The sequence below is a fragment of the Streptomyces corchorusii genome (assembly GCF_001514055.1).
GTDB classification, from domain to species: Bacteria; Actinomycetota; Actinomycetes; order Streptomycetales; family Streptomycetaceae; genus Streptomyces; species Streptomyces olivaceoviridis.
In genome coordinates, this window is the sequence record NZ_KQ948351.1 from 844,781 (window position 1) to 869,899 (window position 25,119).

A 25,119-nucleotide genomic window follows, 5' to 3' on the forward strand; every position below is an offset into this window, starting at 1 on the left:
CGGCCGCCGGGTCGCCGTCCGCGGCCGTCACTCCCGGCCCGAGGCCGCCACCGCCAGGGCGCCCGACGCCAGTGCCGCCAGCAGCAGGGGGGTGCCCAGGCCGTGGTGGAGGACCAGCCAGGCGCCCAGGCAGGCACCGCCGGCCATCGCGAACACCGAGGCCGCGCGGCGCAGGGTGCGGTGCTGCGTGGCGTCACCGAGGCGGGACTCGGAGGCCAGGCCGGTCAGGGTCATCGTCACGACGGTCGTGGTGATCAGGTCGGGCACGCGGAACGAGCGGACCGTCGCGGTGCGCAGGCCCATCGCGAAGGCCGTGAGGACGATCAGGGCGTCCCGGGTTCCGGTGGTGTCCGGCCGGGCGAAGGCCACGGCCGCCGCCACCCCGACCAGCACCGCCTCCACCGCCAGGGCCAGCCGGGCCGCGCGGCGGCGGGAGCCGCGGCCGTACCGGCCCGTCACCCGGCCGCCGGTCACCGCGCCCAGCAGGAAGCAGACCAGGGACATGACCGCGTGGCGCACGGAGAAGCCCGGGACGCCGGCCGCGGCGAAGCCGAGGATGACCACGCTGCCGGTCACGTTGGCCGTGAAGACCCGGCCCAGGCCCAGGAAGCTGACGGCGTCGATCAGGCCGCTGACCACGGTCAGCGCCAGCAGCACGGCCACCAGGCGCAGTCCGCGCGTCTCCGGGTCCCGTACCGGCGGCGTCGGCGTCGTCATCGTTCCTCCGAGGGGACGGGAGGTGGAAAGAAGTCCACCCGGCGCGCGAAAGAAGTCCACCCGAGGACGGGGGGCTCTCGGATGTCCGGGCGCAGCGTGCGTCCGTAGCGTTCGGGACATGACTCAGGACACGCGCAACACGGTGGAAAAGCAGCCCGGTCGGCCCATCCGCAAGGGCCCCGCGGTCACCCTGGGTGCCCTGGCGCTCGTCGGGGTCGCCGGGGTGGCGCCGGGGATCCCCGGCGCCGACGGACAGCGCTCCGGTGAGCGCGGGGAGGTCGTGTCCGTCGTACCGGTCGCCGCGCACAGCCGTACGGAGGTCGCCCGGGCCCTGCGCGCGCAGCACATCGGCGCCGCCCCGGTGCGCTACGGCGTCCTCGCCTACCGGGTGACGTACCGCACGGTGGACCCGCAGGGCCGGCCGACCACCGCCACCGGTCTGCTCACCGTCCCGTCCGGCGGCGGGCACCGCCTCGGGCTCGTCTCCGACACGCACGGCACCATGGCCAACCGGTCCTACGCGCCCTCCGTGGCCGAGGCCGCGCGGACGCAGTCGTACCTCTTCGCCGCCACGGGGCGCGCGGTGGCCGCGCCCGACTACCTGGGCCTGGGGGAGGGGCCCGGCCGGCACCCCTACATGGACACCCGGTCCGCGGTGACCGCCTCGGTGGACATGCTGCACGCGAGCCGGACGGCGGCCGGGCTGCTGGGGCGCTCGCTGACCGGCGACCTGTACGTCACCGGCTTCTCCCAGGGCGGGCAGGTGGCGATGGCGCTGGCCCGGGCGGTGCAGGGCGGGGACGCGGCCGGCTTCCGACTGAAGGCCGTCGCGCCGGTGGCGGGGCCGTACGACCTCCAGGGCACCGAGGAGCCGGCGCTGACCGACGGCCGGGTCAACGACGTGAGCGGGGTGTTCTACCTCTCCTACTTCCTCGTGGCCCAGAACCGCCTGCACCCCATCTACAAGGACCCCGCCGAGGTGTTCCGGCAGCCGTACGCCGGGCGGGTCGAGCGGCTCTTCGACGGGCGGCACAAGGACGAGGACATCGTGCGCCGGCTCGCCCCGACCGTGCGGCAGTTGCTCACCGACCGCTTCTACCGGCAGCTCCGCGAGCCCTCCGGCGGACTGCTCGCGGCCCTGCGCGCCAACGGCCACGCCTGCGACTGGAAGCCCGAGGTACCGGTACGGCTGTACGCGGGCAACCGCGACACCGACGTACCCATCGGCAACGCCCGGACATGCGCGCGCACCCTCGCCCAGCGGGGGGCGAGGGTGCGGGTGCTGGAGGTGGGACCGGTCGACCACTTCGGGTCGGACCGGGCCGCGCTGGCCGGCATCGCGCGCTGGTTCAGCGGGGGCACGGCTCGGTGAGGGGCGGCCGGACGGCCGGCGGCTGGGTGCCGGGTGGCTCAGTACCAGCCGTTGGCCTGCCAGAAGCTCCAGGCCTTGGCCGGGCTGCCGTAGCGGGAGTTCATGTAGTCCAGGCCCCACTTGATCTGGGTGGCCGGGTTGGTCTTCCAGTCGGCGCCGGCGGAGGACATCTTCGAGGCCGGCAGGGCCTGGACGAGGCCGTAGGCACCGGACGAGCTGTTGGTGGCGGCGGGGTTCCAGCCGCTCTCGTGCTCGACGATCTTGCTGAACGCGTTGAACTGCGCGGCGTCCGGGATCATCTGGTGCGCGATCGCCTGGGCGGAGGAGGCCGACGTCGTGGCGGCCTGGGCGGGCGCCGCGGTCAGAGCCATCCCGGCGGTGGCGGCGGCCAGGGCGGCGGTGGTGAGGGCCTTCTTCGGGGAAGCGATACGGCGGATGAACGAGACGGACACGGAGAACCTCTTGCGTCGGGGACGGGGGATCACCCGCATGGGAAGGACCACGTGGTGTGGCCTCATGCGGCGGCGCCGCGGCCCGGGTGGGCTCGTGGCGCCTGGCGACGTCGTCCAGAGAAGCAGGCCCGGAACCCGTCCGCAATGACCCCTTTTACTAGTTGTGACCGGATCGGCGGCAAACGTCGCCTCTGTGATCTGGGTCGCAAAGTGCAGGTCAGAAGGTGTGCATGAGTGGGTGTATCCGACAAATAGGACTACGATCCCGGGTCGTAGGTGACGTGCGTCATGTGGGGCGCTTCACCGGACCGCTCACGTTCCGGAAGCGAAACCTCACCGAGCGGGACCGTCGAATGTGACCGCGGTCTCGAAAGCGGCCCGTCGCGTGGCCCGGCGCAGCGCCCGCAGCACCGCCGGACCGAGGACGACGGTCAGCACCACCGTGCACAGCGCCCGGCCCAGGTCCCAGCCGATCGAGGTGGCCAGGCAGTAGGCGACGAAGTGGGCCAGGTTCTCGGCGACCGGGGCGCCGCCGCGGAAGGAGATGTTCGAGGCCGCCGCGTCCAGGAAGGGCCAGCCGGCCAGGTTCATGCACGTGCCGTAGGCGAAGGCGGCGAGAAATCCGTAGCCGGCGAGCAGCAGCAGCTCACCGCGACCGCGCAGCCGGACCGGTCCGGGCAGCAGGCCCGCGCCCATGGTGAACCAGCCCATCGCCAGCATCTGGAACGGCAGCCACGGTCCGACCCCGCCCGTGAGCAGCGCGGACGCGAACATCGTCACCGAGCCCAGCGCGAAGCCGAAGCCCGGACCGAGCACCCGCCCGCTGAGCACCATCAGGAAGAACATGGGCTCCAGCCCCGCCGTACCCGCGCCGATCGGCCGCAACGCCGCCCCCGTCGCGGCCAGCACGCCCAGCATGGCCACGGCCTTCGGGCCGAGGTCCGACTCCGAGATCGTCGCCGCGACCACCGCCACCAGCAGCACCAGCAGTCCGGAGAAGAGCCAGGGCGCGTCCTGGGCGTGCGCGTTGAGCTGGGAGGCGGGCGGGGCGAGGAACGGCCAGCCGAAGGCGACCACACCGACCGCGCTGGTCAGCGCCAGTGCGGCGAGCGAGCGGGGACCGAGGCGGACGGCGCGCGTCCGTACGGCGGTGCGTGTGCCGTGGCTCACGTCAGCGCCTCCCGCACCTGGGCCACCGTCAGCCACTGCTGCGGGGCCAGGATCTTGGTCACCTGCGGTGCGAAGGACGGGGAGGACACCACGATCTCCGCCGTCGGCCCGTCGGCGATCACCTCTCCCTCGGCGAGCAGCACCACCCGGTGGGCCAGCTCGGCGGCCAGCTCCACGTCATGCGTGGCCAGCACGATCGCGTGCCCCTCGGCCGCCAGGGCGCGCAGTACGGCGACCAGGCGGGCCTTGGCTGCGTAGTCCAGGCCGCGCGTCGGCTCGTCGAGGAGGATCAGGGGCGGGCGGGCGGTCAGCACCACGGCCAGCGCGAGCGCCAGGCGCTGGCCCTCCGACAGATCCCGGGGGTGGGTGTCGTCCGCCACGCCTGGCAGCAGCTCGGACACCAGGGCGCGGCAGGTGCCGGGCGCGGCGGCCGCGTCCCGGTCGGCCGCCGCGCACTCGGCGGCGACGGTGTCCGCGTACAGCAGGTCGCGGGGTTCCTGGGGGACGAGACCGACCCGGCGCACGAGGTCCCGGGGCGGGGTGCGGTGCGGTACGGCGCCGTCCACGTCGACGGTTCCGGAAGCGGGCGCCACCAGGCCGACGAGCGAGCCGAGGAGGGTGGACTTGCCGGCGCCGTTGCGGCCCATGAGCGCGACGGTCTCGCCGGGGGCGACGGTCAGGTCGACGCGCCGGAGGGCCTGGACGTGGTCCCGGCGGACCGAGAGGGCGCGGATCTCCGCGAGGTGCCCGCGCGGGGGTTCCTGGGCGGGGGCGGGGCGCCGGCGGAAGAAGGAGCGGCGGACGGGGGCGCCGGGTGCCCGGTGCGGGGGCCGGCCGGGGGCGGGTGCGGCTTGCCCACGCCGGCGGGGTGCCACCGCGCCCACCCGCACCGCCCCGGCGACACGGCCGCCTGCGGCTACGGCGGCCGGGTCGCCTGGGGTTGCGGCGGCGGGGTCGCCGGTGCCGCGATCGGCCGGGGCCGCGGCGGCGGGGTCGACCGTGGTCGCCGGGGCGCCGGTGGCGGGGGTGTGCGCAGGCGGCTTCGCGGCGGACAGGCGGGTGCGGAGGGCGGGGGCCTGGCGGCGGGCGTCGCGGACCGTCAGGGGGAGGGGGGACCAGCCGGCCAGGCGGCCCAGGGCCACCACCGGGGGGTAGACCGGGGACACGGCCATCACCTCGGCCGGGGGGCCGGTGACCGGGGCGGCGCCGGGGGCCGGGAGCAGCACGACCCGGTCGGCGTACTGGATGACCCGTTCCAGGCGGTGCTCGGCCATCAGGACCGTCGTGCCCAGGTCGTGCACCAGCCGTTGCAGCACGGCCAGCACCTCCTCGGCGGCGGCCGGGTCCAGCGCGGAGGTCGGCTCGTCCAGGACCAGCACCCGGGGGTGCGGGGTGAGCACCGAGCCGATCGCGACCCGCTGCCGCTGTCCGCCGGACAGCGTGGCAATCGGCCGGCCGCGCAGTCCGGCGAGGCCCAGCAGGTCGAGGGTCTCCTCCACCCGGCGCCGCATCACCGCCGGGGCGAGCCCCAGGGACTCCATGCCGTAGGCGAGTTCGTCCTCCACGGTGTCCGTCACGAAGTGCGCGAGCGGGTCCTGGCCCACCGTGCCGACCACGTCGGCGAGTTGACGCGGCTGGTGGGTGCGGGTGTCCCGGCCGGCCACCGTCACGCGACCGCGCAGGGTGCCGCCGGTGAAGTGCGGGACCAGCCCGCTCACCGCGCCCAGCACGGTCGACTTGCCGACCCCGGACGGACCGGCGAGCAGCACCAGTTCACCCTCGGGGACCTCGAAGTCGACGCCGGCGACGGTGGGCCGGGCCGCCCCCTCGTACGTCACGCTGACATCCTCGAAGCGGATCACGACGGCTCCCTCGGGACGACGAAGGCGGGCAGCAGGGCGAGCAGGACGGCCACGGCGGGCCAGAGCGGAAGCGTGGGCGCCACGAGGGGCACGACCCCGGGGTGCAGCGCCCGCGGATCGCGGACGGAGGCGAGGGTGAGCAGCGCGGCCACCGCGGCACCGGAGCCCGTGACCAGCCAGGCGCGCGCACCCCAGGGGTCCGGGCGGTACCGGGTGCGCGGGGAACGCCGGCCGCCCAGCCGTAGCCCGGTGAGCGCGGCGCCGACTCCGGCGAGCAGCACGGGAAGCCCGTACGAACCCCCTGCCGCCGTCAGCAGCCCGTACGTGCCCGCGCACACGCCGAGCAGGCCGCCGAGGGTGAGCGCGGCCGTCGTACGGCGGACCCGGGCGGGGACCTCGGCGGTACGGCCGTAGCCGCGGGCCTCCATCGCGGCGGCGAGCGCGACCGAACGCTCCAACGCGCCCTCCAGGACCGGCAGTCCGACCTGGAGCAGGCCCCGTACGCCCCGGTCCGGACGGCCGCGCAGGCGCCGGGCGGCGCGCAGCCGCTGCACGTCGGCGACGAGATGGGGCGCGAAGGTGAGGGCGACGACCACGGCCACGCCCGTCTCGTACAGCGCGCCGGGCAGGGACTTCAGGAGGCGGGTGGGGCTGGCGAGGGCGTTCGCGGCGCCGACGCAGATGAGGAGGGTGGCGAGCTTCAGACCGTCGTACGCGGCGAAGACGACCGCCTCGGCGGTGACCCGGCCGCCCAGCCGGATGCCCTGCGCCCAGTGCGGGAGCGGGACTTCGGGGAGCGTCAGGAGGATGTGGGTGCCGGGGATGGGGGAGCCGAGCGCCACCGCGAACAGCACGCGGACGAGGAGGACGGCGAGGGCGAGCCGGGCGAAGGCGGTGTAGGAGCGGGCCCAGGGGGCGGGGGAGCGGTGGGTCGCCACGACGTAGGCGGAGGCGGATATGAGGAGGGCGAGGAGCAGGGGGTTGGTGGTACGGGTGGCGGCGACACCGAGGGACACCGCCCAGAGCCACCAGGCCCCGGGGTGCAGGGCGGCACGGTGCGGGCGCCCCGAGGAGAGGCGGGGCGCCGGCCGCTGTGCGGCCACCGCCGCGCGGGCGCGATCGGCCGCCGCACGCCCGGAACCGCACGACTGCTTCGGCTCACCCGGACTCATCGCGCCGCCGACGTGCCTGCCACACCGCCGCCCCCGCCAGGAGGGCGACCACGCCCGCGCCGATCGGCAGCCCCAGCGAGGGCCCGCCGCCGGTCCCGCGGTCGGTCCCGTTCCCGCTCCGCTTCCCCCCGGCGGAGACCTGCTCCCCGCACCCTTCCCGCGGATACCCGGCGATGGCGCACAGCAGGGCGTTGGCGTCGTACCGGAGCGGTTTCGCCACGGCGGCCAGCGCGTCCGCGGTGGTCGCGTCGGACGGCACCCGCGCGCACGCGGTACGGCGCGCCGGCGGGGTCTCGCCGGACGGCGCGTCCGACCGCGTGCCGAAGTCGAGGACCAGGGCCACCCGCTTCGTGCCCGGATCGGCCGGCGTACCGGCGCAGACCGTGTCGAAGTCCGCCGTACCGCGCGGCCGGCTGGCGTCCGCCGAGTCCGCGCTCACCGCGAACCGGAAGCCCTGGACCGCGCCGTCGTCGGGGCGGACGAAGGCCGGGCCCTGGGTGGCGTACGTCCAGTGGCCGCCGGTGCGCTCCCAGAAGGACCAGTAGCGGTAGCCGGTGGCACCGGCCGGCCCGGCGGAGCCGAGGAGCAGCAGCGCGGCGACGAGCACCGGCAGGGTACGGCGGACGACGGTCACGGCTGCTGCTTCTTCCGGCCGCTGAGCAGGAAGCCGATGCCGATGCCGGCGACGAGGCCGACGCCGATGATCCACCAGAGGCCCGTGCCGGAGTCGTCGTCGGACTTCTCCTCGTGCTCGGCGGCGGAGTCCATGTGCGGGGCGGGGCCGAGCGCGTTGAGGGAGCGGACCAGGCTGGTGCCGCCGAAGTCGCCCGGCTGCTGCCCGAGCGCGTGGGCGGCGAGGATCAGCTGGGCGTACGCGGCCGGGCCGTTCTGCGTCGCCCAGGGTCCGGCGTTCTTCTCCAGCCAGGCGTAGGCCTTCTTTGCCGGCTCGGTCCGGCCGTCCGCGGCGAGCGCGACGACGGCGTCGGCGGTGTTGCCGAAGTCGGGCTGGTCCTCGGCGCCGGGCAGGGCGGACGTGAGGTGGCCGGTCCTGGCGACGGCCGCCGCCAGGTAGGCGCCGGCATTGTCGGCGACCTGGGTGCGGGTGCGGGCCTCGGCGCAGGTGTCCCGCGCCGGGGCCTTGCCGGCCCGCGCCACGAAGCCCTTGCCGAGGGCGCCCAGCAGGCCGGCCGCCGTCGCGTCCGCGTTGGGGAGCAGCTTGCCCTTCTTGTCCGCCTGGTAGGCGAGGGCGCCGCCGCCGTCCTGGTCGCAGGGGATGGACCAGGCGGGCAGGGCGTCGTAGGGGGACTTGCCGGACCTCCGCACGTCCGCCGGGTCGGTGCCGGCCGCGGTCAGCGCGCCGATGACGACGGAGGTGGAGTTGGTGTCGCTGGGGCCGCCGGGGTAGTAGCCCCAGCCGCCGTCCTCGTTCTGCACGGACTTCAGCCAGTCCACGGCCTTGCCGACGGCGATGCCGTGCCCGTCCGCCGCGGCGAGGGCCTGGACGGCGGCGGCCGTGCTGTTGGTGTCGGCCTTGACCTTGTCGTCGCACGGCTCGGCGGGGGCGGCGCGGAAGGCGGCGAAGGAGCCGTTCGCGCACTGCTGGCCGGTGAGCCAGTCCACGGCCGCGGCGGCCGGCCGGTAGCCGAGGGTCCGCTGGGCGAGCAGCGTCAGCGACTGCCGCCACACGCCGTCGTACGTCGGGTCTCCCTTGCCGTACAGCCCGGACGGGACCGTCACCTTCGGCGACGGGGACGGTTCGGCGGCCGTGGCGGGCGCGGCGGCGGCCAGCACGCCTACGGCGGCGAGAGCCGCGGCGCTGCGGCGGACGTTCATGGTCGGCGACTGCCTCTCCTGCGGGGAGCCGGGCGGCGCACGGGTGACACCCCGGGCGGCTCGGCTCCGTAGACCTCGACGGTGCCGTGCGCGGCGGGCCGCCGACGCACGCGAGCCGGTCAACGTCCCGTCCGGGGCGGTCCGGCTCACCGCCTCGCTGGCGGCACACGGATGGGGGCGCCCCGGTGCGAGCGCGGCCGGGAGCCGGGGGAGGGTCAGCGCCGGAATTGCACCGGCTTCCCCCCGTACGGGTGTGATGACGACCCGCGCCACTTTACCGGCCGCCTCACGCGGGCCGAGGGGTGGCCGTGCGCACCCGGACGGGGTGACCGGGGTCACGGCCACGAGGGCCCCGGGGAGACGGGGTCACCGAGGGGGCGGGATCGAGACACGGGTCGGCCGGGCGGCCGGTCGCGGCGGGGCGGGCGCGCTGGACGTGGCGGCCCGCTGCGGGGGCGCCGTAGTGGCCCGTTCCGTCGGCGGCGGGGGCGAGTTGCCGGGCGGCGGTCAGGGTGCGGGGGCCGCGGCGGCGGTGACCGTGGCGCGGCTGTCGCGGGCAGCGGGCAGCGGGCCCCGGTGACCCGGGCCGGGCCGTGAGCCGCGCCGGGGCGGTCAGGGGGTCCGTGGTCCGGGTCGGGACGCCGCGACCGGAATGCGCGTTCCGGCACCGCATCGGGCTGTCGGACCGGGTGGGACGTGGCGCTCCGCGTCGGCGGGAAGCCCTCGCGGACATCCCCGGCCCGAAGGCGGGCACGGAGGCGCCCCGGGTGCCGCTTCCCCCGTGCGCGGCACCCGAGGCGGGTCGGAATCTTGCTCTCCGTGCCGTGATCCTCACCCACGGCGCCCCTAACTGTCAACGATAGCTGCCTAATTAGGCAGGGAGCGTTGTCACGTCTGGTCGCCGAACGGGCGAACGGGTAGCCTCGCCGTCAGCCCAGCCACCGAACGGACGACACGCCCAGGGGGGACCTCGGTGAGTGACGCCTACGCCTCGCTGGCCGATGTCCTGGACCGGCTCGGCGAGTTGACCGGCCGGCCCGGACGGTTGCCGGAGGTCCTGGACGTGGCCGGCCTCTCCCACCGCACGGGCATCCCCGTCGGCGTCGTCGTCGACCTGCTCTCCGGCGGCCGGGCCCCCGAGACCTGCCTCGCCGAACGCGTGCGCCAGCGGCTGGACTTCATCCGCGAGACCCGGCGCCGGCCGGACGGCAAGCGGTACTCGCTGGACGAGCTGGCCAGGATCGCCGGAACAAGCCGGCAGTGGCTGAGCGAGTGGCGCAAGAGCGGGATGCCGAGCCTGGAACACGCCGACCGGCTGCGCCGGTTCTTCGGCCTGCCCGCGGGCTTCTTCACGGCGGACGAGCCGGAGGCGCTGCACGAGGCTCTGCAACCGGTGTTGCAGAGCCTGGAGGCGGAGGCGGACCCGCTGCTGCGGCTGCGCGAGAGCGGGCTGGTGCGACTGGCCGCCCGGGCCCCGCAGATGAACGCCCGGCAGCTCGCCACCCTCGCCGACCTGGCCGAGATGATCATCGCCTCCGAGCGGGCGGAGGACGCCGGGCGTGCGTGAACCGAGCGCCAGGGCACCGAAGCCGGCGCCGCACCCGCGGCCGGCGCCCCCGCCGAAGCACTCCAGGTCCCCGAGGCGCTTCCTCGACCGGCTCGTGCGCGACACCGTCCGCACCCTCACCCCGCCGACCGGCCCGGAGGCGTTCCTGCACGCGCTGTGCGCCACGCTCAGCCCGCAGCTCGACCGCCCGGTCCGGCTGAAGTTCGTCGCCTTCCCGCCGGGCCTGGACGTCTCCGGGCTCACCCTCGCCCGCGACGAGGACTACATCGTCGTGGTCGAGGACCGGGCCCCGGACCCGCACAAGTTCGTCATCGCCGGGCACGAGATCGGGCACATCCACTACGGCACGCTGGACGTGCACTACCCGTCCGGCCTGCCCGCCGCCGCCCGCCGGCTGCTCTCCCGCGCCGAGGACGACGTCCCCTGGGACCGGGTGGTCGCCATGGCCGCCCGCTCGCCCGCCGCGTCGGCGGCCGAGGCCGAGTGGGAGGCCGAGGAGTGCGGGCTGCGGCTCGCCGCGAAGTTCTCCAAGGTCGTGGGGCCCGGCGCGGCCGGCCGGATGACCCAGGACACCCTCACCGACCGGCTGTCGTCCTCGCTGGGCAACATCGGCGGACCCTGATGCGCTGGGACATCACCGGTTCCTTCGCCGCCTACGCCGTCCCGGCCGCCCTGCTCGCCGTCGCCTTCGTGATCAAGCTGCCGTTGCTGCGGCGGGCCTGGCAGGACCCCATCCTGCGGGCCACCGCCCTGCTGCTCGGCATCGGCGCGGTCTGCTTCGCCTCGCTGCCACCGGCCAACCTGCACCGCATCAACGTGCTGGCCGGCATCCCCAACTTCGCCGGGCTCTGGGTCTACTCGCTGCTGACCGCGTACTGCGGTGCCTGCCTGTGGCTCATCATCACCTGGCGGGAGCCGCCGTCCGCCGTGCGCCGCCGGCGCACCCGCCTGGTCCGGGTGGCGTACACCGTCATCATCGTCGGCCTGTGGACGACGTTCCTGCTCGGCGACCACCGGGCGGAGCGCACGCGCGACCTCGACACGTACTACGCCGGCACGCCCTGGATGCGCGAGTTCGTGCTGCTCTACCTCCTCGCCCACCTGGTGTCCGCGCTGGTCGCGGCGGGCATGCTGTGGGCCTGGTACCGGGAGGTGGAGGAGACCTGGCTGCGCCGGGCGGTGATCTTCCTCCAGGTGGCCTACGCCCTCGGGCTCCTCTTCGACGTCGCCAAGCTCGCGGCGATCGGCGCCCGGTGGAGCGGCCGGGACTGGGACTGGCTGTCGACGTACGCCGCCCCGCCGTTCGCCATCGCCGAGGCGGTCCTGGTGGCCGTCGGCTTCATCGCCGGGCAGGCCGGGCCGTGGGCGGCGGAGCGCCGGCGGCTGGTGCGCACCCACCGGCGGCTGAAGCCGCTGTGGCAGACCATGCTGGCCGTCACCGCCCCGGCGGCCCCCGCGACCGGCCGGGTCAGCGGTGCCGCCCTCCGTCTGGAGCTGCGCCGGGCCGCCATCAACGACGGGCTGCTCAAGCTCGCCCCGCTCCTGTGCCCGACGCGGCGCGAGCGGACGCGGACGGCGGCGACGGCGGCGGGCTACCCCGAGTCCGTGGCGCGGGGCATCGCGGCGGCGGTGGACATCCTGGTCGCGGCCGACACGCTGCACGCGCCCGACGGCCGGGGCCGCCCGCTGCCGGCGGGCCGGGCCGGGGCCGCCTTCCTCCCCGACAGCGAACTGGAGTCGGTCGCGCACGCGTTGCGGAACCACGCGGCGGCCATCGAACGGTTCCGCCGGCAGGCGGTCGCCACGGAAGGTCTCACCTCACATGCCTGACATACCCGCCCGCCGCCGTACCGCGCTCGTCATCGGCGGCAGCACGGCCGGCATGCTCGCCGCGTCCGTGCTCGCCAGCCGCTTCCACGAGGTGACGATCGTGGAGGCCGACCGGCTGCCCGCGGGCCCCGAGCCGCGCAAGGGCCTGCCCCAGGCACGGCACGCCCATCTGCTGTGGTCCGGCGGGGTGGAGGCGCTGGAGGAGCTGCTGCCGGGCGTCACCGGGGAGCTGACCGCCCGGGGCGCCGGGCTCGTCGGGGTGATGCGGGACCTGGTCAGCAAGGCGCCCTCCGGGCAGTGGTTCCGGCGGTTCACCGACTCCCGGCACCACATGGTCGTGTGCAGCCGGGACCTGCTGGACGCGGTGATCCGCGCCGACGTCCTCGCCCGGCGCCGGATCACCCTGCGCGACGGGACCCGGGTGGCGGGCCTGACCGGCGACCGCCACCGGGTGACCGGGGTCCGCGTGCCCGGCGGTGACCCGCTGTACGCCGACCTGGTGATCGACGCCGGCGGGCGCGGCTCCCAGGCGGACACCTGGCTGCGGGCCCTCGGCCACGCACCGGTCGAGGAGCGCGTGGTCGACGCGGGCGTCGCCTACGCCAGCCGGGTCTACGCGGCCCCCGACGCCGCGGCGGCGCTGCGCTACCCGGTGGTGAACGTGCAGGCCGACCCGCGCGAGGCACCCGGCCGGGGCGGGGTCGTCGTACCGATCGAGGGCGACCGCTGGCTGGTCACGCTCTCGGGCACCCGGGGCGGTGAACCCTCCGCCGACCCGGACGCGTTCGAGCACTTCGCGCTCACCGGCCTGAAGGACCCGGTCATCGGCCGGCTCCTGGCGCAGGCGAAGCCGCTGACCGACCCGGTGACCACCCGCAGCACGGCCAACCGCCGGCGCTTCTACGAGAAGGCCGGGACCTGGCCGGAGGGCTTCGCCGTCCTCGGGGACGCCGTCGCCGGCTACAACCCGGTCTACGGCCACGGCCTGTCCGTCGCCGCGCAGAGCGCGCTCGCCCTCGGCCGCACCCTCGACCGGTACGGCCCCACCGCGCCCGGCACCGCCCGCCGGATCCAGCGCGCGGTGGCCCGGCCGGTCGGCAACGCGTGGAACCTCGCGGTCGGCCAGGACGCCTCCTACCCCGGGGCCGCGCCCCAGCCGCCGACCGCCGTCGAACGCCTCCTCACCGCCTACGTCGACAGGGCCGTGGCCGCCGGCTCCGAGAACCCGCGCGCCCTGCGCGGCCTGCTGGACGTCATGAGCCTGCGCACCCCGGCGGCCCGCCTGTTCGCCCCGGACATGCTCTGGACCCTCTCCTTCGGCCCCCGCAAGGGCCCCCTGCCGGGCCCGCCGCTGACACGGGCGGAACGGGAGGCGGCCGGGCTGGACTGACCTGACGGCCCCGGCGGGCCGGCGCCGCCCGGGGCAGGCCCGCCGAGCGGGAGGTGCTTCACACCGCCGTGTACGCCACCGGCTCGCTCCCCGGCACCGGTTCCGCGCGGCCCAGTGCCGCCACCACGCCCCGGACGACTTCCGCCTCGACCCGGCCCGCCAGTCCCACCCGGCGCAACCGGACACGGACGCGGCCGGGCAGATCCTGGCGGCGGCACCGGTGTCACGACGGCAGTACCTGTGCCGGGACCGCTCAGGAGAACTCGCCCAGCACGTAGTCGTACTCCTCCACGCCCTGGCGCTCGCAGCGCTCCAGGACCTCCCGTCACGCGGGCTTCCGCTCCTCCCGCGTCGTCTCCGCCCCGTTCCTCGGGCGCCGGGTGGCCGGCCCTCCGGGCGATGGGCCCCGCGGACCGCCGGGCACACCGGGTGCGGGAGACGCGGGGTACGCTCCTGCGGTTCCGGTGTACCGCGTCGCGGCGAGCAGGGTGGGGAAGAGTGGACAAGTCCGAGGCCAAGCAGCTGATCGTCCAGGCGTACGACGCCTGGGACGCCGAGGACTGGCTGACCGCCGCCGGGCTGTTCGAGCGGGTCCTCGCGCACTACCCGGACACGTCGAGGAGCCCGGTGTGGTGGTACGACGCCGCGCTCGCCCACAAGTTCCTGCGCAACTGGGGGAAGGCGTACGAGCTGGGGCGCGAGGCCGCCGCCCGGGCCCCGCGCGGCGAGGGCGACCCGGCGTACTGGAACCTCGGCATCGCGGCGACCATCCAGCGCGACTGGGCGACGGCCCGGGACGCCTGGGAGGGCTTCGGTATCCAACTGCCGCCGGGGGAGGGCGAGATCGACGGGCGGTTCGGGCCGGCGTGCGTCCGGCTGGACACGGACGGGAAGCGGGAGGTCGTCTGGATCGACCGGCTCTGTCCGACGCGCGGCCGGGTGATGAACGTGCCGGTGACCGGCGGGCGCCGCTTCGGTGAGGTCGTCGTCCACGACGGGGAGCCGAAGGGGCACCGGGTCGTCGAGGGGCGCGAATACCCGGTCTTCGAGGAACTCCTCCTCTTCCAGCCCTCCGAGCTGACGACGCTGACCGCGACGGTGAACGCGGGCGAGGCGGCCGACCTCGACGCCCTGATCGAGCTCTTCGACCGGCACGGCTACGGCGCCGAGCCGGCGAGCGGCTTCGAGGTCCTGTGCGCCTGTTGCAGCGAGGGCACGCACGAGCAGGAGCGGAAGACCCACGGAGGCGCCCAGCGGGTGTCCTTCGGGGCGCCCGAGGAGGAGGCCCGCCGCCTGCTCGGCCAGTGGGCGGCGCAGACGCCGATCGGCCGGAGCTGGAGCGGGCTGACCGTGGTCGGCTGACCCCGAGGGTGGCGTTATTGGGGGGAATTGGTCGGAAATGAGGGGTTCCGTCGCGCGGTATCCGTTCTATCCTGGTATCAGCCTACGGGACGAGTGAGGGAGTCCGACCGGAGTAGCCGACTCAGGCGGGATGCGCAGGCATCCGCCCGGGCCGACAGCGACGGTAGGGCTGAGAGGCTGAAAGGCAGCAGTCAGGCCGGACGGCGACCCCTAGGACCTGATCCGGACCATACCGGCGAAGGGAACCCGTCTCGTAGGTCTTCCACGTGCCCGGGGTTCTTCGCGCGCCCCGGGCTCTTCGCGTCCCCGGGCCCTCCGCGTGCCCCGCGGTCTTCCCCCGCCCGCGTCATCCGCGCCCCGTCGGCTCCGTCAGGTCGATCAGCCGGCACACCGTCTCGATGTCGATCTTCACCTGGGCGATGGAGGCGCGGCCCGACAGCCAGGTGATGAGGGCCGAGTGCCAGGTGTGCTCGATGACCCGGACCGCGGAGAGCTGCTCGGGGGTGGGGTCCGCCAGGCCCATCGCGTCCAGGATGATCGCCGTCGTCTGGCGGGAGACCTGGTCGACCTCGGGCGAGACACTGCGGTCGGCGAAGGTGAGGGCGCGCACCATCGCGTCGGCCAGGTGCGGCTCGCGCTGGAGGGCGCGGAAGGCCCGCATCAGGGTCTCCGCGACCCGCTCGGCGGCCGTGTCGCCCGCCGGGGGCTTCCTGCGCAGGGTCCCGTGCATGTGCTCCAGCTGGTCCTGCATGGTGGCGACCAGGAGGTGCACCTTGGACGGGAAGTAGCGGTACAGCGTGCCGAGGGCCACCTGCGACGACTCCGCGACCTCACGCATCTGGACGGCGTCGAACCCGCCCCGGCCGGCCAGCTGCGCGCTCGCGTGCAGGATCCTGCGGCGGCGGGCCTCCTGCCGCTCGGTGAGGGGCGAGGCCGGACGCGAGGTGCTGGCTTCCGCAGGCATGGGTCCCCGTTCCGTGACAGTCGGTGAGGCCGTCTGTTGGGCTCGTGATCGGACAGGATGGCAGGGGGCGCGCCGTGGCGTGAATCACCTGATCCACTGCTCACAGCGCCCCTACCTGCCGGTAGATTCAGAGCCTCCTGAACGATCAAGTCTGAAACTTGTTCTAGATTAGCGTCCCGTCGTAGTCTCGCGGGACAGTGCAGGCAGAAGGGGGCACGGAGTGACCGCTGAGGCCCGGGAAGCGGGTGCCGACCAGGAACCCGCTGCCGACGGCGGACGACCGCTCGACATCGCGCTCCTCACCTACAAAGGGAACCCGTTCTGCGGGGGCCAGGGCGTCTACGTACGACACCTCTCGCGGGAGCTGGCCCGCCTCGGCCACCGCGTGGAGGTCATCGGCTCCCAGCCGTACCCCGTCCTCGACGAGGGCTACCCCGGCCTCTCCCTCACCGAGCTGCCCAGCCTCGACCTCTACCGCCAGCCCGACCCCTTCCGCACCCCGAAGCGGGAGGAGTACCGGGACTGGATCGACGCCCTGGAGGTCGGGACCATGTGGACCGGCGGCTTCCCCGAGCCGCTGACCTTCTCGCTGCGCGCCCGCCGGCATCTGCGCGCCCGGCGCGGCGAGTTCGACGTCGTCCACGACAACCAGACCCTGGGCTACGGCCTGTTGGGCGACATCGGCGCGCCCCTGGTCACCACGGTCCACCACCCCATCACCGTGGACCGGCAGCTGGAACTGGACGCCGCCGCCACCTGGCAGCGCCGCTACTCGGTGCGCCGCTGGTACGCCTTCACCCGCATGCAGAAGCGCGTCGCCCGCCGGCTGCCCTCGATCCTCACCGTCTCCGGCAGCTCGCGCCAGGAGATCGTGGACCACCTCGGCGTCCGGGACGAGCGGGTCCACGTCGTCCACATCGGCGCCGACACCGACCTGTTCGCACCGGATCCGGCCGTCGCCGAGGTGCCGGGCCGGATCGTCACCACCTCCAGCGCCGACGTGCCGCTGAAGGGGCTGGTGTTCCTCGTGGAGGCGCTCGCCAAGGTCCGCACCGAGCACCCCGCCGCCCACCTCGTCGTCGTCGGCAAGCGCCCGCAGGAGGGTCCCGTCGCGCAGGCGATCGAGCGGTACGGCCTCGAAGGCGCCGTCGACTTCGTCAAGGGCATCTCCGACGCCGAGCTGGTCGACCTGATCCGTTCCGCCCAGGTGGCCTGTGTGCCGTCCCTGTACGAGGGCTTCTCGCTGCCCGCCGCCGAGGCCATGGCCACCGGCACCCCGCTGGTCGCCACCACCGGCGGCGCGATCCCCGAGGTCGCGGGGCCGGACGGCGAGACCTGCCTGGCCGTACCGCCCGGTGACGCGGGGGCGCTGGCCGCCGGGCTGAACCGGCTGCTCGGGGACCCGGAGCTGCGGGTGCGCCTCGGCCAGGCGGGCCGCCGACGGGTGCTCGACCGCTTCACCTGGGCCCGCGCCGCCGAGGGCACCGTGGCCCACTACCGGGAGGCCATCGCCCGCTCCGCGGGCCACTCCCCGAGCCGCTCCGCGGCCCAGACCCCCGGCCGCCCCGCGGCCCCGGCAAGTGTTGCAGGCGTCTCCTCCGAAAGCAGGGCCACGTGCTGACCGTCGACTTCTCCCGGTTCCCGCTCGCCCCCGGCGACCGTGTCCTGGACCTCGGCTGCGGAGCCGGCCGGCACGCCTTCGAGTGCTACCGGCGCGGCGCCCAGGTCGTGGCCCTGGACCAGAACGGCGAGGAGATCCGCGAGGTCGCCAAGTGGTTCGCGGCGATGAAGGAGGCCGGGGAGGCACCGCGGGGCGCCACCGCCACGGCGATGGAGGGCGACGCCCTCGCCCTGCCCTTCCCCGACGAGTCCTTCGACGTCGTCATCATCTCCGAGGTGATGGAGCACATCCCCGACGACAAGGGCGTGCTCGCGGAGATGGTCCGCGTGCTCAAGCCGGGCGGGCGCATCGCCATCACCGTGCCGCGCTACGGCCCCGAGAAGGTCTGCTGGGCGCTGTCCGACGCCTACCACGAGGTCGAGGGCGGCCACATCCGCATCTACAAGGCCGACGAGCTGGTCGCGAAGGTCCGTGAGGCCGGGCTGAAGCCGTACGGCAGCCACCACGCGCACGCGCTGCACTCGCCGTACTGGTGGCTGAAGTGCGCGTTCGGCGTCGACAACGACAAGGCGCTGCCGGTGCGGGCGTACCACAAGCTGCTGGTCTGGGACATCATGAAGAAGCCGTTCGCCACCCGGCTCGCCGAGCAGGCCCTCAACCCGCTGATCGGCAAGAGCTTCGTGGTCTACGCGACCAAGCCGCACCTGCCCCGGCTCGCCGAGACCGACGGGGTGGCCGCCGAGTGACCACCCCCCGGACAGAACACCTCGTCCTGCCCGGGGTCCTCACCGCCGAGCAGGCCGCCGCGACCGTCGCCGGCATCCTGGCCGTGCAGCGGGAGGACGGCGCGATCCCGTGGTTCCGCGGGCATCACCTCGACCCCTGGGACCACACCGAGGCCGCGATGGCCCTGGACGCGGCCGGTGAGCACGAGGCCGCCGAGCGGGCGTACGGCTGGCTCGCCCGGCACCAGAACGAGGACGGCTCCTGGTACGCCGCCTACGCCGACGGCGCCCACGACGAGGTCACCGACCGCGCCCGCGAGTCCAACTTCGTCGCCTACATAGCCGTCGGCGTCTGGCACCACTACCTGTCCACGGGCGACGACACCTTCCTGGACCGCATGTGGCCGACCGTCTACGCCGCCGTCGAATGGGTGCTGCGGCTCCAGCAGCCCGGCGGTCAGATCGGCTGGCGCCGGGAGGACGACGGCACCGCGACGACGGACGCGCTGCTGACGGGCAGCTCCTCCGTCCACCACGCCCTGCGGTGTGCGCTCGCCATCGCCGAGGAACGCGAGGAGCCGCAGCCGGACTGGGAGTTGGCCGCCGGGTCCCTGCGCCACGCGATCCGCCGCCACCCGGAGCGCTTCCTGGACAAGGACCGCTACTCGATGGACTGGTACTACCCGGTCCTCGGCGGCGCGCTCACCGGAGCGGAGGCCAAGGCCCGTATCGAGGCGGACTGGGACCGGTTCGTCGTCCCCGGCCTCGGGGTGCGCTGTGTGGTCCCGAACCCCTGGGTGACCGGCGGCGAGTCCAGCGAACTCGCCCTGGCCCTGTGGGTGATGGGCGAGTCCGACCGGGCCCTGGAGATCCTCCAGTCCATCCAGCACCTGCGGGACGCGGACAGCGGCCTGTACTGGACGGGCTACGTCTTCGACGACGACGCCATCTGGCCCCGCGAGCTGACCACCTGGACGGCCGGCTCGCTGCTGCTGGCCGTGGCCGCGCTGGGCGGCCACGACGCCACGTGCGCGGTGTTCGGCGGGGACCACCTGCCGGCCGGACTGGACCCGGACTGCTGCGGCTGACCCCGCACGGGTCCGGCCCGGCCGTCCGCCCGGGTCAGTGCCGGTGCATCCGGTTGGCTATGGCGTGGCCCACGAACAGGTAGACCACCGCGGCGAGCCCGTATCCGGCGACCACCCGGGCCCAGGCCTCGTCGAAGGTGAAGAGGTCGTGGGACCAGCCGGCCAGCCAGGAGGCCGCGTCATGGACGAACTGGACCAGGCTGTTGGCCCGGTTCGCGTCCAACAGGTACATCAGGATCCACAGGCCGAGGATCAGCGCCATGATGTCGGCGACGACCGCGATGACCGTCCCGGCCTGGTTCGCGCCGTTGCGATATCGAGGGGACATACTCTCCGGATTGCCGGGCGGTGTGCCGTGAAACCCCCCAGGGAGCCCGGAGCGAACCCGGACCCGGCCCGGACACCACCCGGACGGCGTCCCCCGGGTGGCGCATCCCGCCGCCCCGGACGAGGCTGCCGGAGGAAGCAGACCGCTCGGGGAGGACACGTCCGGAGGACTCCGTGCCCGTACCGATACGGCGCCTCGTCGTGGCGCTCACCTTGTGCTGCGCCCTGGTGGCGGGTGCCACCGCCTGTGGGGGCAGCGAGAAGAACAGTACGAAGGACACCTCGGCGGCACAGGCCGTTCCCGCCGTCGACAGTCCCAGCCCGACCACGTCCGCGGAGAAGCGCAGGTTCGCCAAGACCCGCTTCGTGCTGGACGCGGGTCTCGCCGCCGGCGCGACCTACCAGTGGATCGTCAAGCCCTGGAAGCAAGGCAAGTTCAAGAAGGGCGCCAAGGGCCGCAAGACCGCCCTGGTCAAGGCGGGTCTCGCCGGCGCCTTCACCTACAACCGGCTCAAGGCGGCCCAGAAGAACGCCAAGGCCGACCCGGCCCTCTCCAAGGCGCTCGCGCCCCTCAGCAAGGGCATCGAGGCCCTGAAGAACCTGCCGTCCAAGCTCCGCAAGGGCGACGAGGACGCGGTGAGCTCGTTCAACGACGTCATCGGCGACGTCAAGGACGCGGGCAAGAGCGCCGGCGCCCCGGTCAAGGACCAGGTGCCCTCGGCCTCCCAGCTCACCAAGGGCTAGGAGTTCAGTTCGGCCAGCACCCGCAGGCTGTGCGGGTCCGGTGACAGGGCCGGCAGGTCCGTCACCGGGCCCCGGCGCCACAACTCCAGCCGCTCGGCGACGCGTTCGCGCGGACCCACCAGGGAGATCAGCTCCTGGATCCGCCGGGCCTCGGCCCCGTACCCCATGCGGGCCATCAGGTCGGCGTGGAAGTTGCGGGCCGCGTGCCCCGTCCCGCAGCATGTGCCCATTTCGTGACGGAGCGTCAGCTATCGGCCGGGAGGCGACTGTACGGCACCGGCCCCCCACCCGGAAGGGCGAGGGGCCGGTGCGGTGCGGTGGTGCGGATCAGCCGCGCTGGATGCCCGAGGTGTCCTGGAGCACGCCGCGGCGGCCGTCCTGGGTCTGCGCGACCAGCGCGGCACCGCGCTGCTCGACGGCCAGGTACCAGGTGCCCGGCGCCAGTTCGGCGATCTGGTTCGGCGAACCGTCCTCCGAGAACAGCGGACGGGGCACCGGCACGGCGAACCAGAACGGCGAGAAGTCCACGGCGGCCGGCTGCGGCGCCGGGGCGGTACCGTGCGCGGCCGGCGGCTGCTGCCCGAACGGCTGCCCCGGCTGCGGCTGCGCACCGTAGGGCTGCTGCGGCTGGGCGCCCGGGTAGCCGTAACCACCGGGCGGCTGGGCGCCGTAGGGCTGCGGGGCGACCGGCTTGGGGGCCGGGACCAGGGCGGCCTGGAGGGCGGGCACCAGCGGGGTGGCGACGGCGGCGGCGGACAGGACGAGAGCGGCGATGAACCCGAGGACGAGACCGGCGCCGGCGTCCACGTTGTCGAGGTCGATCAGCGTCCACAGCAGCGTCCAGGCCGTCAGGATCGCGAAGGCGGTGCCGACCGCGGACAGGTCGAGCCCGGCCACCTTGCGCGGCTGCGGCAGGCAGCGGTTGACGACGATGAGAACGGCACCGATCACCGCGCCCATGTAGGTGCCCAGGCCCATGCCCAGGTTGTCCCACGCGCTCCGGCTGACCTCGGCGCCGAAGCCGGAGTAGGTGTAGAAGTCGAGGAACGACGCGATGAACAGCACCACCGCTGCTCCGATCACCACGCCGTCGCCTCTAGTGAGGGAGCGGATATTCACTTCAGGTCCTTCGTAGGTCGTCTCGTCGTCGGTAGACACTATCGTCCGCAAGATCCGGCTGTCCGGCCGGTTCCGCCCGCCGGTCACGAAGCGCGCAGGAAACTCACGATTCCCTCAGAGATCCCTTGCGCCGCCCGCTGTCGCCAGGCGCCGCTGGTCAGCAGTGCCGCGTCCTTGCTATCGCGCATGTTGCCGCACTCGATGAACACCTTCGGAACCGTTGACAGATTGAGACCACCCAGGTCCGTCCGCGTGACGAGACCGGTGCCGTCGCCGAGGTAGTTGGAGGGCGGCTCCCCCGTCTCGCGGAGGAAGTCGCCCGCGATGCGCACCCCGAGGTCGTGGGACGGGCCGACGATGGCACGGGTGTCGGCGGCACCCGCGTGCACGGAACCCGGCAGGATGACGTGGAAGCCGCGGTCGCCGGGGGCGGAGCCGTCGGCATGGATGGAGATCGCCGCGTCCGCGCGCGCAGTGTTGCCGATCCGGGCCCGCTCGTCCACGCACGGCCCCCACGCCGGACTGTCGCCGTCGCGCGTGAGCCTCACCGTGGCGCCCTGCCCCTCCAGCAGGTCCCGCAGCCGGTGCGCCACGTCGAGCGTGAACCGGGCCTCGGTGTACCCGTCGTTGGTGGACGTGCCGGTGGTGTCGCACTCCTTGCGGTTCGTTCCGATGTCCACCGGGCGGTTGATCTCGGCCGTGTGCCGGAAGTTGCCCGGGTTGTGCCCCGGGTCGATGACGACGACCTTCCCCTTGAGCGGGCCGGAACCGCCCGGCCGGGCGGAGGGCGAGCCGGACGCCTTGCCGTCGCCGCCTCCGCTGCCGTTCCCGCCGCTCGGGGAGGAGGCCGGGGCGGGGGACACCGCGGAGCCGCGCGGGGCCGGCGCGGGGGAGGCCGTACGGTCCGCACCGCCACCGCCGCCGACCGCCTCGTACACCACCCAGCCGAGCAGCGCCCCGGGCACCAGGGCGGCGAGCGCCACGGTCAGCGGGCGCCGCCGGGGCCGGCGGGGCTGCGGGGGATCGAAGTCCGGACCAACGTACGACACGTCTGCGACTCTAACCGGGGCCTCAGATCCCCGCCCCCGTTCGCCGCAGGACACGCAGCGAGCCGGTCGCCGAGACCTCCGCGAACGCCCCGGAACCAAGGGCCCGCAGGTACACCCGGTACGGCGCCTGGCCGGTGAACTCGTCCTCCGGGTGGGGGAAGACGTCGTGGATGACCAGCAGCCCGCCCTCGGCCACGTGCGGCGCCCAGCCCTCGTAGTCGGCCGTGGCGTGCTCGTCCGTGTGGCCGCCGTCGACGAACACCAGCCCGAGCGGGGAGTTCCAGATCGCCGCGATCTGCGGGGAGCGGCCGACGAGGGCGACCACGTGCCCCTCCAGCCCCGCCCTGAACAGCGTGCGCCGGAAGGCGGGCAGCGTGTCCATCAGGCCGACCTCGGGATCGACCGTCTCAGGGTCGTGGTAGTCCCAGCCGGGCTGCTGCTCCTCGCTGCCCCGGTGGTGATCGACGGTGAGCGCCGTGACCCCGGCCGCGCGCGCGGCGTCGGCCAGCAGGACGGTGGAGCGCCCGCAGTACGTGCCGACCTCCAGCAGCGGCAGCCCGAGCCGGCCGGCGGTGACGGCGGCGTCGTAGAGGGCGAGCCCCTCGTCCAGGGGCATGAACCCCTTCGCCGCCTCGAACGCGGCCAGGATCTCGGGCTGGGGAGCGGCGGGCATGGAGCGCCTTTCGGTCGTACGTCGGTCCGGGCGCCCATGCTGCCGCACCCCCTGTCCACGCGTGACAGAGGGTGCGGTGCGAGGGGCGCGGGGACCCGGCGCGATCGGCCGGGGCGGTGCTGCGACCGCCGGACGGCGGACCGGGGCGTCCCGTCAGGCGTTCACGGCCTCCCCGGGCAGCGAGAGGTCCAGGGCGACGGTCCGCTCCTCACCGGAGTGCGTCGCCGAGGAGGCCAGCGGCCCGTGGCCCAGGGCCCGCGCGGCCAGCACGTACGCCCCCTGCGCCGGGACGGCGAGCGCGTAGCTGCCGTCCTCGGCGGAGACGGTGGCGCCGGCCTGCCGCCCCCGGCGGTCGATCAGGGTGACCTTGGCCCGGGCGACGGGCGCGCCACCGGCGTCCAGGATCCGCCCCCGGAACCCGCGCAGCACCTCCTCGGCACGCTCCAGGTTGGCCTCCTCCTCACTGCTCGCCCGCAGCTGGGTGTGCTGCGCCGGGCGAGCCGTCTTCGGCAGGAAGACCGCCAGGACCAGCCCCACCGCGACGGCGGCGGTGGCGATCAGGAAGGAGACCCGGAACCCGTGCATGGTCGGGACGGCGACGCCGTTCACGTTGTTCGCGGTGTTGGCCAGCACCATGCCGATGACGGCGCTCGACACCGATGTGCCGATGGACCGCATCAGGGTGTTCAGGCCGTTGGCCGCGCCGGTCTCCGAGGCCGGGACCGCGCCGACGATGAGCGCGGGGAGCGAGGAGTAGGCGAGGCCGATGCCCGCGCCGAGGATGACGGACGTGATGATCGTCTGCCAGGCCGCGTCCATCAGGCCGAGGCCGCCGCCGTAGCCGATCGCGATGACGACCAGGCCGGTGATCAGGGTGAACTTGGGGCCGTAGCGGGCGGACAGACGGGCGTACACCGGGGCGGTGAACATCATCGTCAGGCCCAGCGGGGCCACGCACAGGCCCGCGACGACCATGGACTGGCCGAGGCCGTAGCCGGTCGCGGTGGGCAGCTGGAGCAGCTGGGGCAGGACGAGCGAGACGACGTAGAAGCTGACGCCGACCATGATCGAGGCCAGGTTGGTGAGCAGCACCTCGCGGCGGGCGGTGGTGCGCAGGTCGACCAGGGGCGCCTGGACGCGCAGCTCGTACAGGCCCCACAGCAGCAGGACGACGACGGCGGCGGCGAACAGGCCGAGCGTCGTGCCCGAGGACCAGCCCCAGTCGCTGCCCTTGGTGATGGGCAGCAGGAGCAGCACCAGACCGGCGGACAGGCCGAGCGCGCCGAGCAGGTCGAAGGAGCCCGCGGCGCGCATCGGGGACTCGGGGACGACGAGGAAGGTGAGCAGGATGGCGAGCGCGCCGAGGCCGGCGGCGCCGTAGAACAGGGCGTGCCAGTCGGTGTGCTGGGCGACCAGGGCCGCGGCGGGCAGCGCGAGGCCGCCGCCGACGCCGATCGAGGAGCTCATCAGGGCCATGGCCGAGCCCAGCTTCTCGCGCGGCAGCATGTCGCGCATCAGGCCGATGCCGAGCGGGATCGCGCCCATGGCGAAGCCCTGGAGGGTACGGCCGACGATCATGGTGAGCAGCTGGTCGGTGAAGGCGCTGACCAGGGCGCCGACCACCATCACGGCGAGGCTGAGGACCAGCATGCGGCGCTTGCCGTAGAGGTCGCCGAGCCGGCCCATGATCGGGGTGGCGACGGCGCCCGACAGGAGGGTCGAGGTGAGCACCCATGTGGCGTTGCTGGGGGCGGTGTCCAGGAGCTGCGGCAGATCCTTGATGACCGGCACGAGCAGCGTCTGCATCACCGCGACCACGATGCCCGCGAAGGCGAGCACGGGGACCACGGCGCCGCCCGCTATCCGGGTGGGCTGGTCGGTCGTCGTCTCTGGCATGGGGTGGGGCCTTCCGCGTGTCATAAGTGCTGGGTAAACCTCGTATGCACAGGCAACTATTCCGTTGCTTCGGGCCCCTAATGAATTCTTGACCGATCCATGGGTTACTGACGCGGTGTCATGGCCGGGGCGTGGCGGGAGGGCGGCGGGAAGGCCGAGCGAGGAGGCGGGGCGGGCGGAGCGAGG

The 25,119-nt window shown here is 74.4% G+C and carries 23 protein-coding genes and 1 pseudogene; 10 read left to right on the top strand and 14 right to left on the bottom strand.

Annotation, left to right across the window (positions count from 1 at the left end; genetic code table 11):
• Positions 1 to 27 precede the first annotated feature (27 nt).
• Entirely contained in the window at positions 28 to 717 is a 690-nt protein-coding gene (locus tag AQJ11_RS03930) for a YoaK family protein (protein ID WP_059261844.1), read from the bottom strand.
• A 118-nt stretch (positions 718 to 835) separates the two neighbouring features.
• Between AQJ11_RS03930 and AQJ11_RS03935 the strand changes: the two genes are divergently transcribed.
• Positions 836 to 2,089 (top strand): alpha/beta hydrolase, encoded by a 1,254-nt coding sequence (locus tag AQJ11_RS03935; protein WP_244218083.1) that lies wholly within the window; start codon positions 836 to 838, stop codon positions 2,087 to 2,089.
• Positions 2,090 to 2,127: 38 nt separating this feature from the next.
• On the opposite strand, the gene AQJ11_RS03940 is transcribed toward AQJ11_RS03935, so the two are convergent.
• From AQJ11_RS03940 to AQJ11_RS03965, 6 genes are all read right to left on the bottom strand, one after another.
• The gene (locus AQJ11_RS03940) at positions 2,128 to 2,541 is read right to left on the bottom strand and encodes an aggregation-promoting factor C-terminal-like domain-containing protein (RefSeq protein ID WP_015493235.1); all 414 of its coding nucleotides are present in this window, start codon (positions 2,539 to 2,541) and stop codon (positions 2,128 to 2,130) included.
• A 333-nt stretch (positions 2,542 to 2,874) separates the two neighbouring features.
• Positions 2,875 to 3,711, bottom strand: a complete 837-nt coding sequence (locus tag AQJ11_RS03945) for an ECF transporter S component (RefSeq protein WP_059261845.1) — start codon at positions 3,709 to 3,711, stop codon at positions 2,875 to 2,877.
• Positions 3,708 to 5,573, bottom strand: a complete 1,866-nt coding sequence (locus AQJ11_RS03950) for an ABC transporter ATP-binding protein (protein WP_059261846.1) — start codon at positions 5,571 to 5,573, stop codon at positions 3,708 to 3,710. Before AQJ11_RS03950 ends, AQJ11_RS03945 begins: the two co-directional genes overlap by 4 nt.
• Positions 5,570 to 6,745: an energy-coupling factor transporter transmembrane component T gene (locus AQJ11_RS03955; RefSeq protein WP_244218084.1), complete on the bottom strand. Its 1,176-nt coding sequence runs from the start codon at positions 6,743 to 6,745 to the stop codon at positions 5,570 to 5,572. The genes AQJ11_RS03950 and AQJ11_RS03955 overlap by 4 nt, the downstream gene beginning before the upstream one ends.
• The gene (locus tag AQJ11_RS03960) at positions 6,732 to 7,379 is read right to left on the bottom strand and encodes an SCO2322 family protein (protein WP_059261847.1); all 648 of its coding nucleotides are present in this window, start codon (positions 7,377 to 7,379) and stop codon (positions 6,732 to 6,734) included. The genes AQJ11_RS03955 and AQJ11_RS03960 overlap by 14 nt, the downstream gene beginning before the upstream one ends.
• Positions 7,376 to 8,578 (bottom strand): SCO2321 family membrane protein, encoded by a 1,203-nt coding sequence (locus AQJ11_RS03965; protein ID WP_059261848.1) that lies wholly within the window; start codon positions 8,576 to 8,578, stop codon positions 7,376 to 7,378. The genes AQJ11_RS03960 and AQJ11_RS03965 overlap by 4 nt, the downstream gene beginning before the upstream one ends.
• Before the next feature lie 973 nt (positions 8,579 to 9,551).
• On the opposite strand from AQJ11_RS03965, the gene AQJ11_RS03970 reads away from it, so the two are divergent.
• From AQJ11_RS03970 to AQJ11_RS03990, 5 genes are all read left to right on the top strand, one after another.
• Positions 9,552 to 10,145: a helix-turn-helix domain-containing protein gene (locus AQJ11_RS03970; RefSeq protein WP_014672423.1), complete on the top strand. Its 594-nt coding sequence runs from the start codon at positions 9,552 to 9,554 to the stop codon at positions 10,143 to 10,145.
• Positions 10,138 to 10,767 carry a hypothetical protein gene (locus AQJ11_RS03975; protein ID WP_244218085.1) on the top strand — a complete coding sequence of 210 codons (630 nt, stop codon included), beginning with the start codon at positions 10,138 to 10,140 and terminating at the stop codon, positions 10,765 to 10,767. Before AQJ11_RS03970 ends, AQJ11_RS03975 begins: the two co-directional genes overlap by 8 nt.
• Entirely contained in the window at positions 10,767 to 11,975 is a 1,209-nt protein-coding gene (locus AQJ11_RS03980) for an MAB_1171c family putative transporter (RefSeq protein WP_059261849.1), read from the top strand. The genes AQJ11_RS03975 and AQJ11_RS03980 overlap by 1 nt, the downstream gene beginning before the upstream one ends.
• Positions 11,968 to 13,365 carry an FAD-dependent oxidoreductase gene (locus AQJ11_RS03985; protein WP_058080356.1) on the top strand — a complete coding sequence of 466 codons (1,398 nt, stop codon included), beginning with the start codon at positions 11,968 to 11,970 and terminating at the stop codon, positions 13,363 to 13,365. The genes AQJ11_RS03980 and AQJ11_RS03985 overlap by 8 nt, the downstream gene beginning before the upstream one ends.
• Before the next feature lie 498 nt (positions 13,366 to 13,863).
• The gene (locus AQJ11_RS03990) at positions 13,864 to 14,727 is read left to right on the top strand and encodes a tetratricopeptide repeat protein (RefSeq protein ID WP_059261850.1); all 864 of its coding nucleotides are present in this window, start codon (positions 13,864 to 13,866) and stop codon (positions 14,725 to 14,727) included.
• Positions 14,728 to 15,073: 346 nt separating this feature from the next.
• Here the strand turns inward: AQJ11_RS03990 and AQJ11_RS03995 are convergent, their stop codons facing one another.
• Entirely contained in the window at positions 15,074 to 15,691 is a 618-nt protein-coding gene (locus AQJ11_RS03995; RefSeq protein WP_014672415.1) for a TetR family transcriptional regulator, read from the bottom strand.
• Between the two features lie 220 nt (positions 15,692 to 15,911).
• On the opposite strand from AQJ11_RS03995, the gene AQJ11_RS04000 reads away from it, so the two are divergent.
• From AQJ11_RS04000 to AQJ11_RS04010, 3 genes are read left to right on the top strand one after another with little or no spacing between them, the layout of a single operon-like run.
• Positions 15,912 to 17,312 (top strand): glycosyltransferase family 4 protein, encoded by a 1,401-nt coding sequence (locus tag AQJ11_RS04000; protein ID WP_059261851.1) that lies wholly within the window; start codon positions 15,912 to 15,914, stop codon positions 17,310 to 17,312.
• Entirely contained in the window at positions 17,306 to 18,058 is a 753-nt protein-coding gene (locus tag AQJ11_RS04005) for a class I SAM-dependent methyltransferase (RefSeq protein WP_014672413.1), read from the top strand. The genes AQJ11_RS04000 and AQJ11_RS04005 overlap by 7 nt, the downstream gene beginning before the upstream one ends.
• On the top strand, positions 18,055 to 19,125 hold the full coding sequence (locus AQJ11_RS04010; protein WP_014672412.1) for a prenyltransferase/squalene oxidase repeat-containing protein: 1,071 nt from the start codon (positions 18,055 to 18,057) through the stop codon (positions 19,123 to 19,125). Before AQJ11_RS04005 ends, AQJ11_RS04010 begins: the two co-directional genes overlap by 4 nt.
• Before the next feature lie 34 nt (positions 19,126 to 19,159).
• On the opposite strand, the gene AQJ11_RS04015 is transcribed toward AQJ11_RS04010, so the two are convergent.
• Positions 19,160 to 19,453 carry a hypothetical protein gene (locus AQJ11_RS04015; RefSeq protein WP_014672411.1) on the bottom strand — a complete coding sequence of 98 codons (294 nt, stop codon included), beginning with the start codon at positions 19,451 to 19,453 and terminating at the stop codon, positions 19,160 to 19,162.
• Positions 19,454 to 19,626: 173 nt separating this feature from the next.
• Here AQJ11_RS04015 and AQJ11_RS04020 point away from each other — a divergent pair, with 173 nt between their 5' ends.
• On the top strand, positions 19,627 to 20,196 hold the full coding sequence (locus AQJ11_RS04020; RefSeq protein WP_014672410.1) for a hypothetical protein: 570 nt from the start codon (positions 19,627 to 19,629) through the stop codon (positions 20,194 to 20,196).
• Here AQJ11_RS04020 and AQJ11_RS04025 read toward each other — a convergent pair.
• From AQJ11_RS04025 to AQJ11_RS04045, 5 genes and pseudogenes are all read right to left on the bottom strand, one after another.
• Positions 20,193 to 20,411, bottom strand: a pseudogene (locus AQJ11_RS04025) (LLM class F420-dependent oxidoreductase); the annotation flags it as partial. The gene AQJ11_RS04020 and the pseudogene AQJ11_RS04025 sit on opposite strands and share 4 nt — an antisense overlap.
• 112 nt (positions 20,412 to 20,523) lie before the next feature.
• Positions 20,524 to 21,315 (bottom strand): DUF5336 domain-containing protein, encoded by a 792-nt coding sequence (locus AQJ11_RS04030; protein ID WP_237280821.1) that lies wholly within the window; start codon positions 21,313 to 21,315, stop codon positions 20,524 to 20,526.
• An 83-nt stretch (positions 21,316 to 21,398) separates the two neighbouring features.
• On the bottom strand, positions 21,399 to 22,364 hold the full coding sequence (locus AQJ11_RS04035) for an N-acetylmuramoyl-L-alanine amidase (protein WP_208616427.1): 966 nt from the start codon (positions 22,362 to 22,364) through the stop codon (positions 21,399 to 21,401).
• Between the two features lie 22 nt (positions 22,365 to 22,386).
• Positions 22,387 to 23,037, bottom strand: a complete 651-nt coding sequence (locus AQJ11_RS04040) for a class I SAM-dependent methyltransferase (RefSeq protein ID WP_014672406.1) — start codon at positions 23,035 to 23,037, stop codon at positions 22,387 to 22,389.
• Between the two features lie 153 nt (positions 23,038 to 23,190).
• Entirely contained in the window at positions 23,191 to 24,933 is a 1,743-nt protein-coding gene (locus AQJ11_RS04045) for an MFS transporter (protein ID WP_014672405.1), read from the bottom strand.
• Positions 24,934 to 25,119 lie beyond the last annotated feature (186 nt).

Coding starts and splice junctions, on each gene's coding strand:
- AQJ11_RS03930 (WP_059261844.1), bottom strand. CDS start 717: ATGACGACGCCGACGCCGCCGGTACGGGACCCGGAGACGCGCGGACTG.
- AQJ11_RS03935 (WP_244218083.1), top strand. CDS start 836: ATGACTCAGGACACGCGCAACACGGTGGAAAAGCAGCCCGGTCGGCCC.
- AQJ11_RS03955 (WP_244218084.1), bottom strand. CDS start 6,745: ATGAGTCCGGGTGAGCCGAAGCAGTCGTGCGGTTCCGGGCGTGCGGCG.
- AQJ11_RS03965 (WP_059261848.1), bottom strand. CDS start 8,578: ATGAACGTCCGCCGCAGCGCCGCGGCTCTCGCCGCCGTAGGCGTGCTG.
- AQJ11_RS03980 (WP_059261849.1), top strand. CDS start 10,767: ATGCGCTGGGACATCACCGGTTCCTTCGCCGCCTACGCCGTCCCGGCC.
- AQJ11_RS03985 (WP_058080356.1), top strand. CDS start 11,968: ATGCCTGACATACCCGCCCGCCGCCGTACCGCGCTCGTCATCGGCGGC.
- AQJ11_RS03995 (WP_014672415.1), bottom strand. CDS start 15,691: ATGCCTGCGGAAGCCAGCACCTCGCGTCCGGCCTCGCCCCTCACCGAG.
- AQJ11_RS04015 (WP_014672411.1), bottom strand. CDS start 19,453: ATGTCCCCTCGATATCGCAACGGCGCGAACCAGGCCGGGACGGTCATC.
- AQJ11_RS04040 (WP_014672406.1), bottom strand. CDS start 23,037: ATGCCCGCCGCTCCCCAGCCCGAGATCCTGGCCGCGTTCGAGGCGGCG.
- AQJ11_RS04045 (WP_014672405.1), bottom strand. CDS start 24,933: ATGCCAGAGACGACGACCGACCAGCCCACCCGGATAGCGGGCGGCGCC.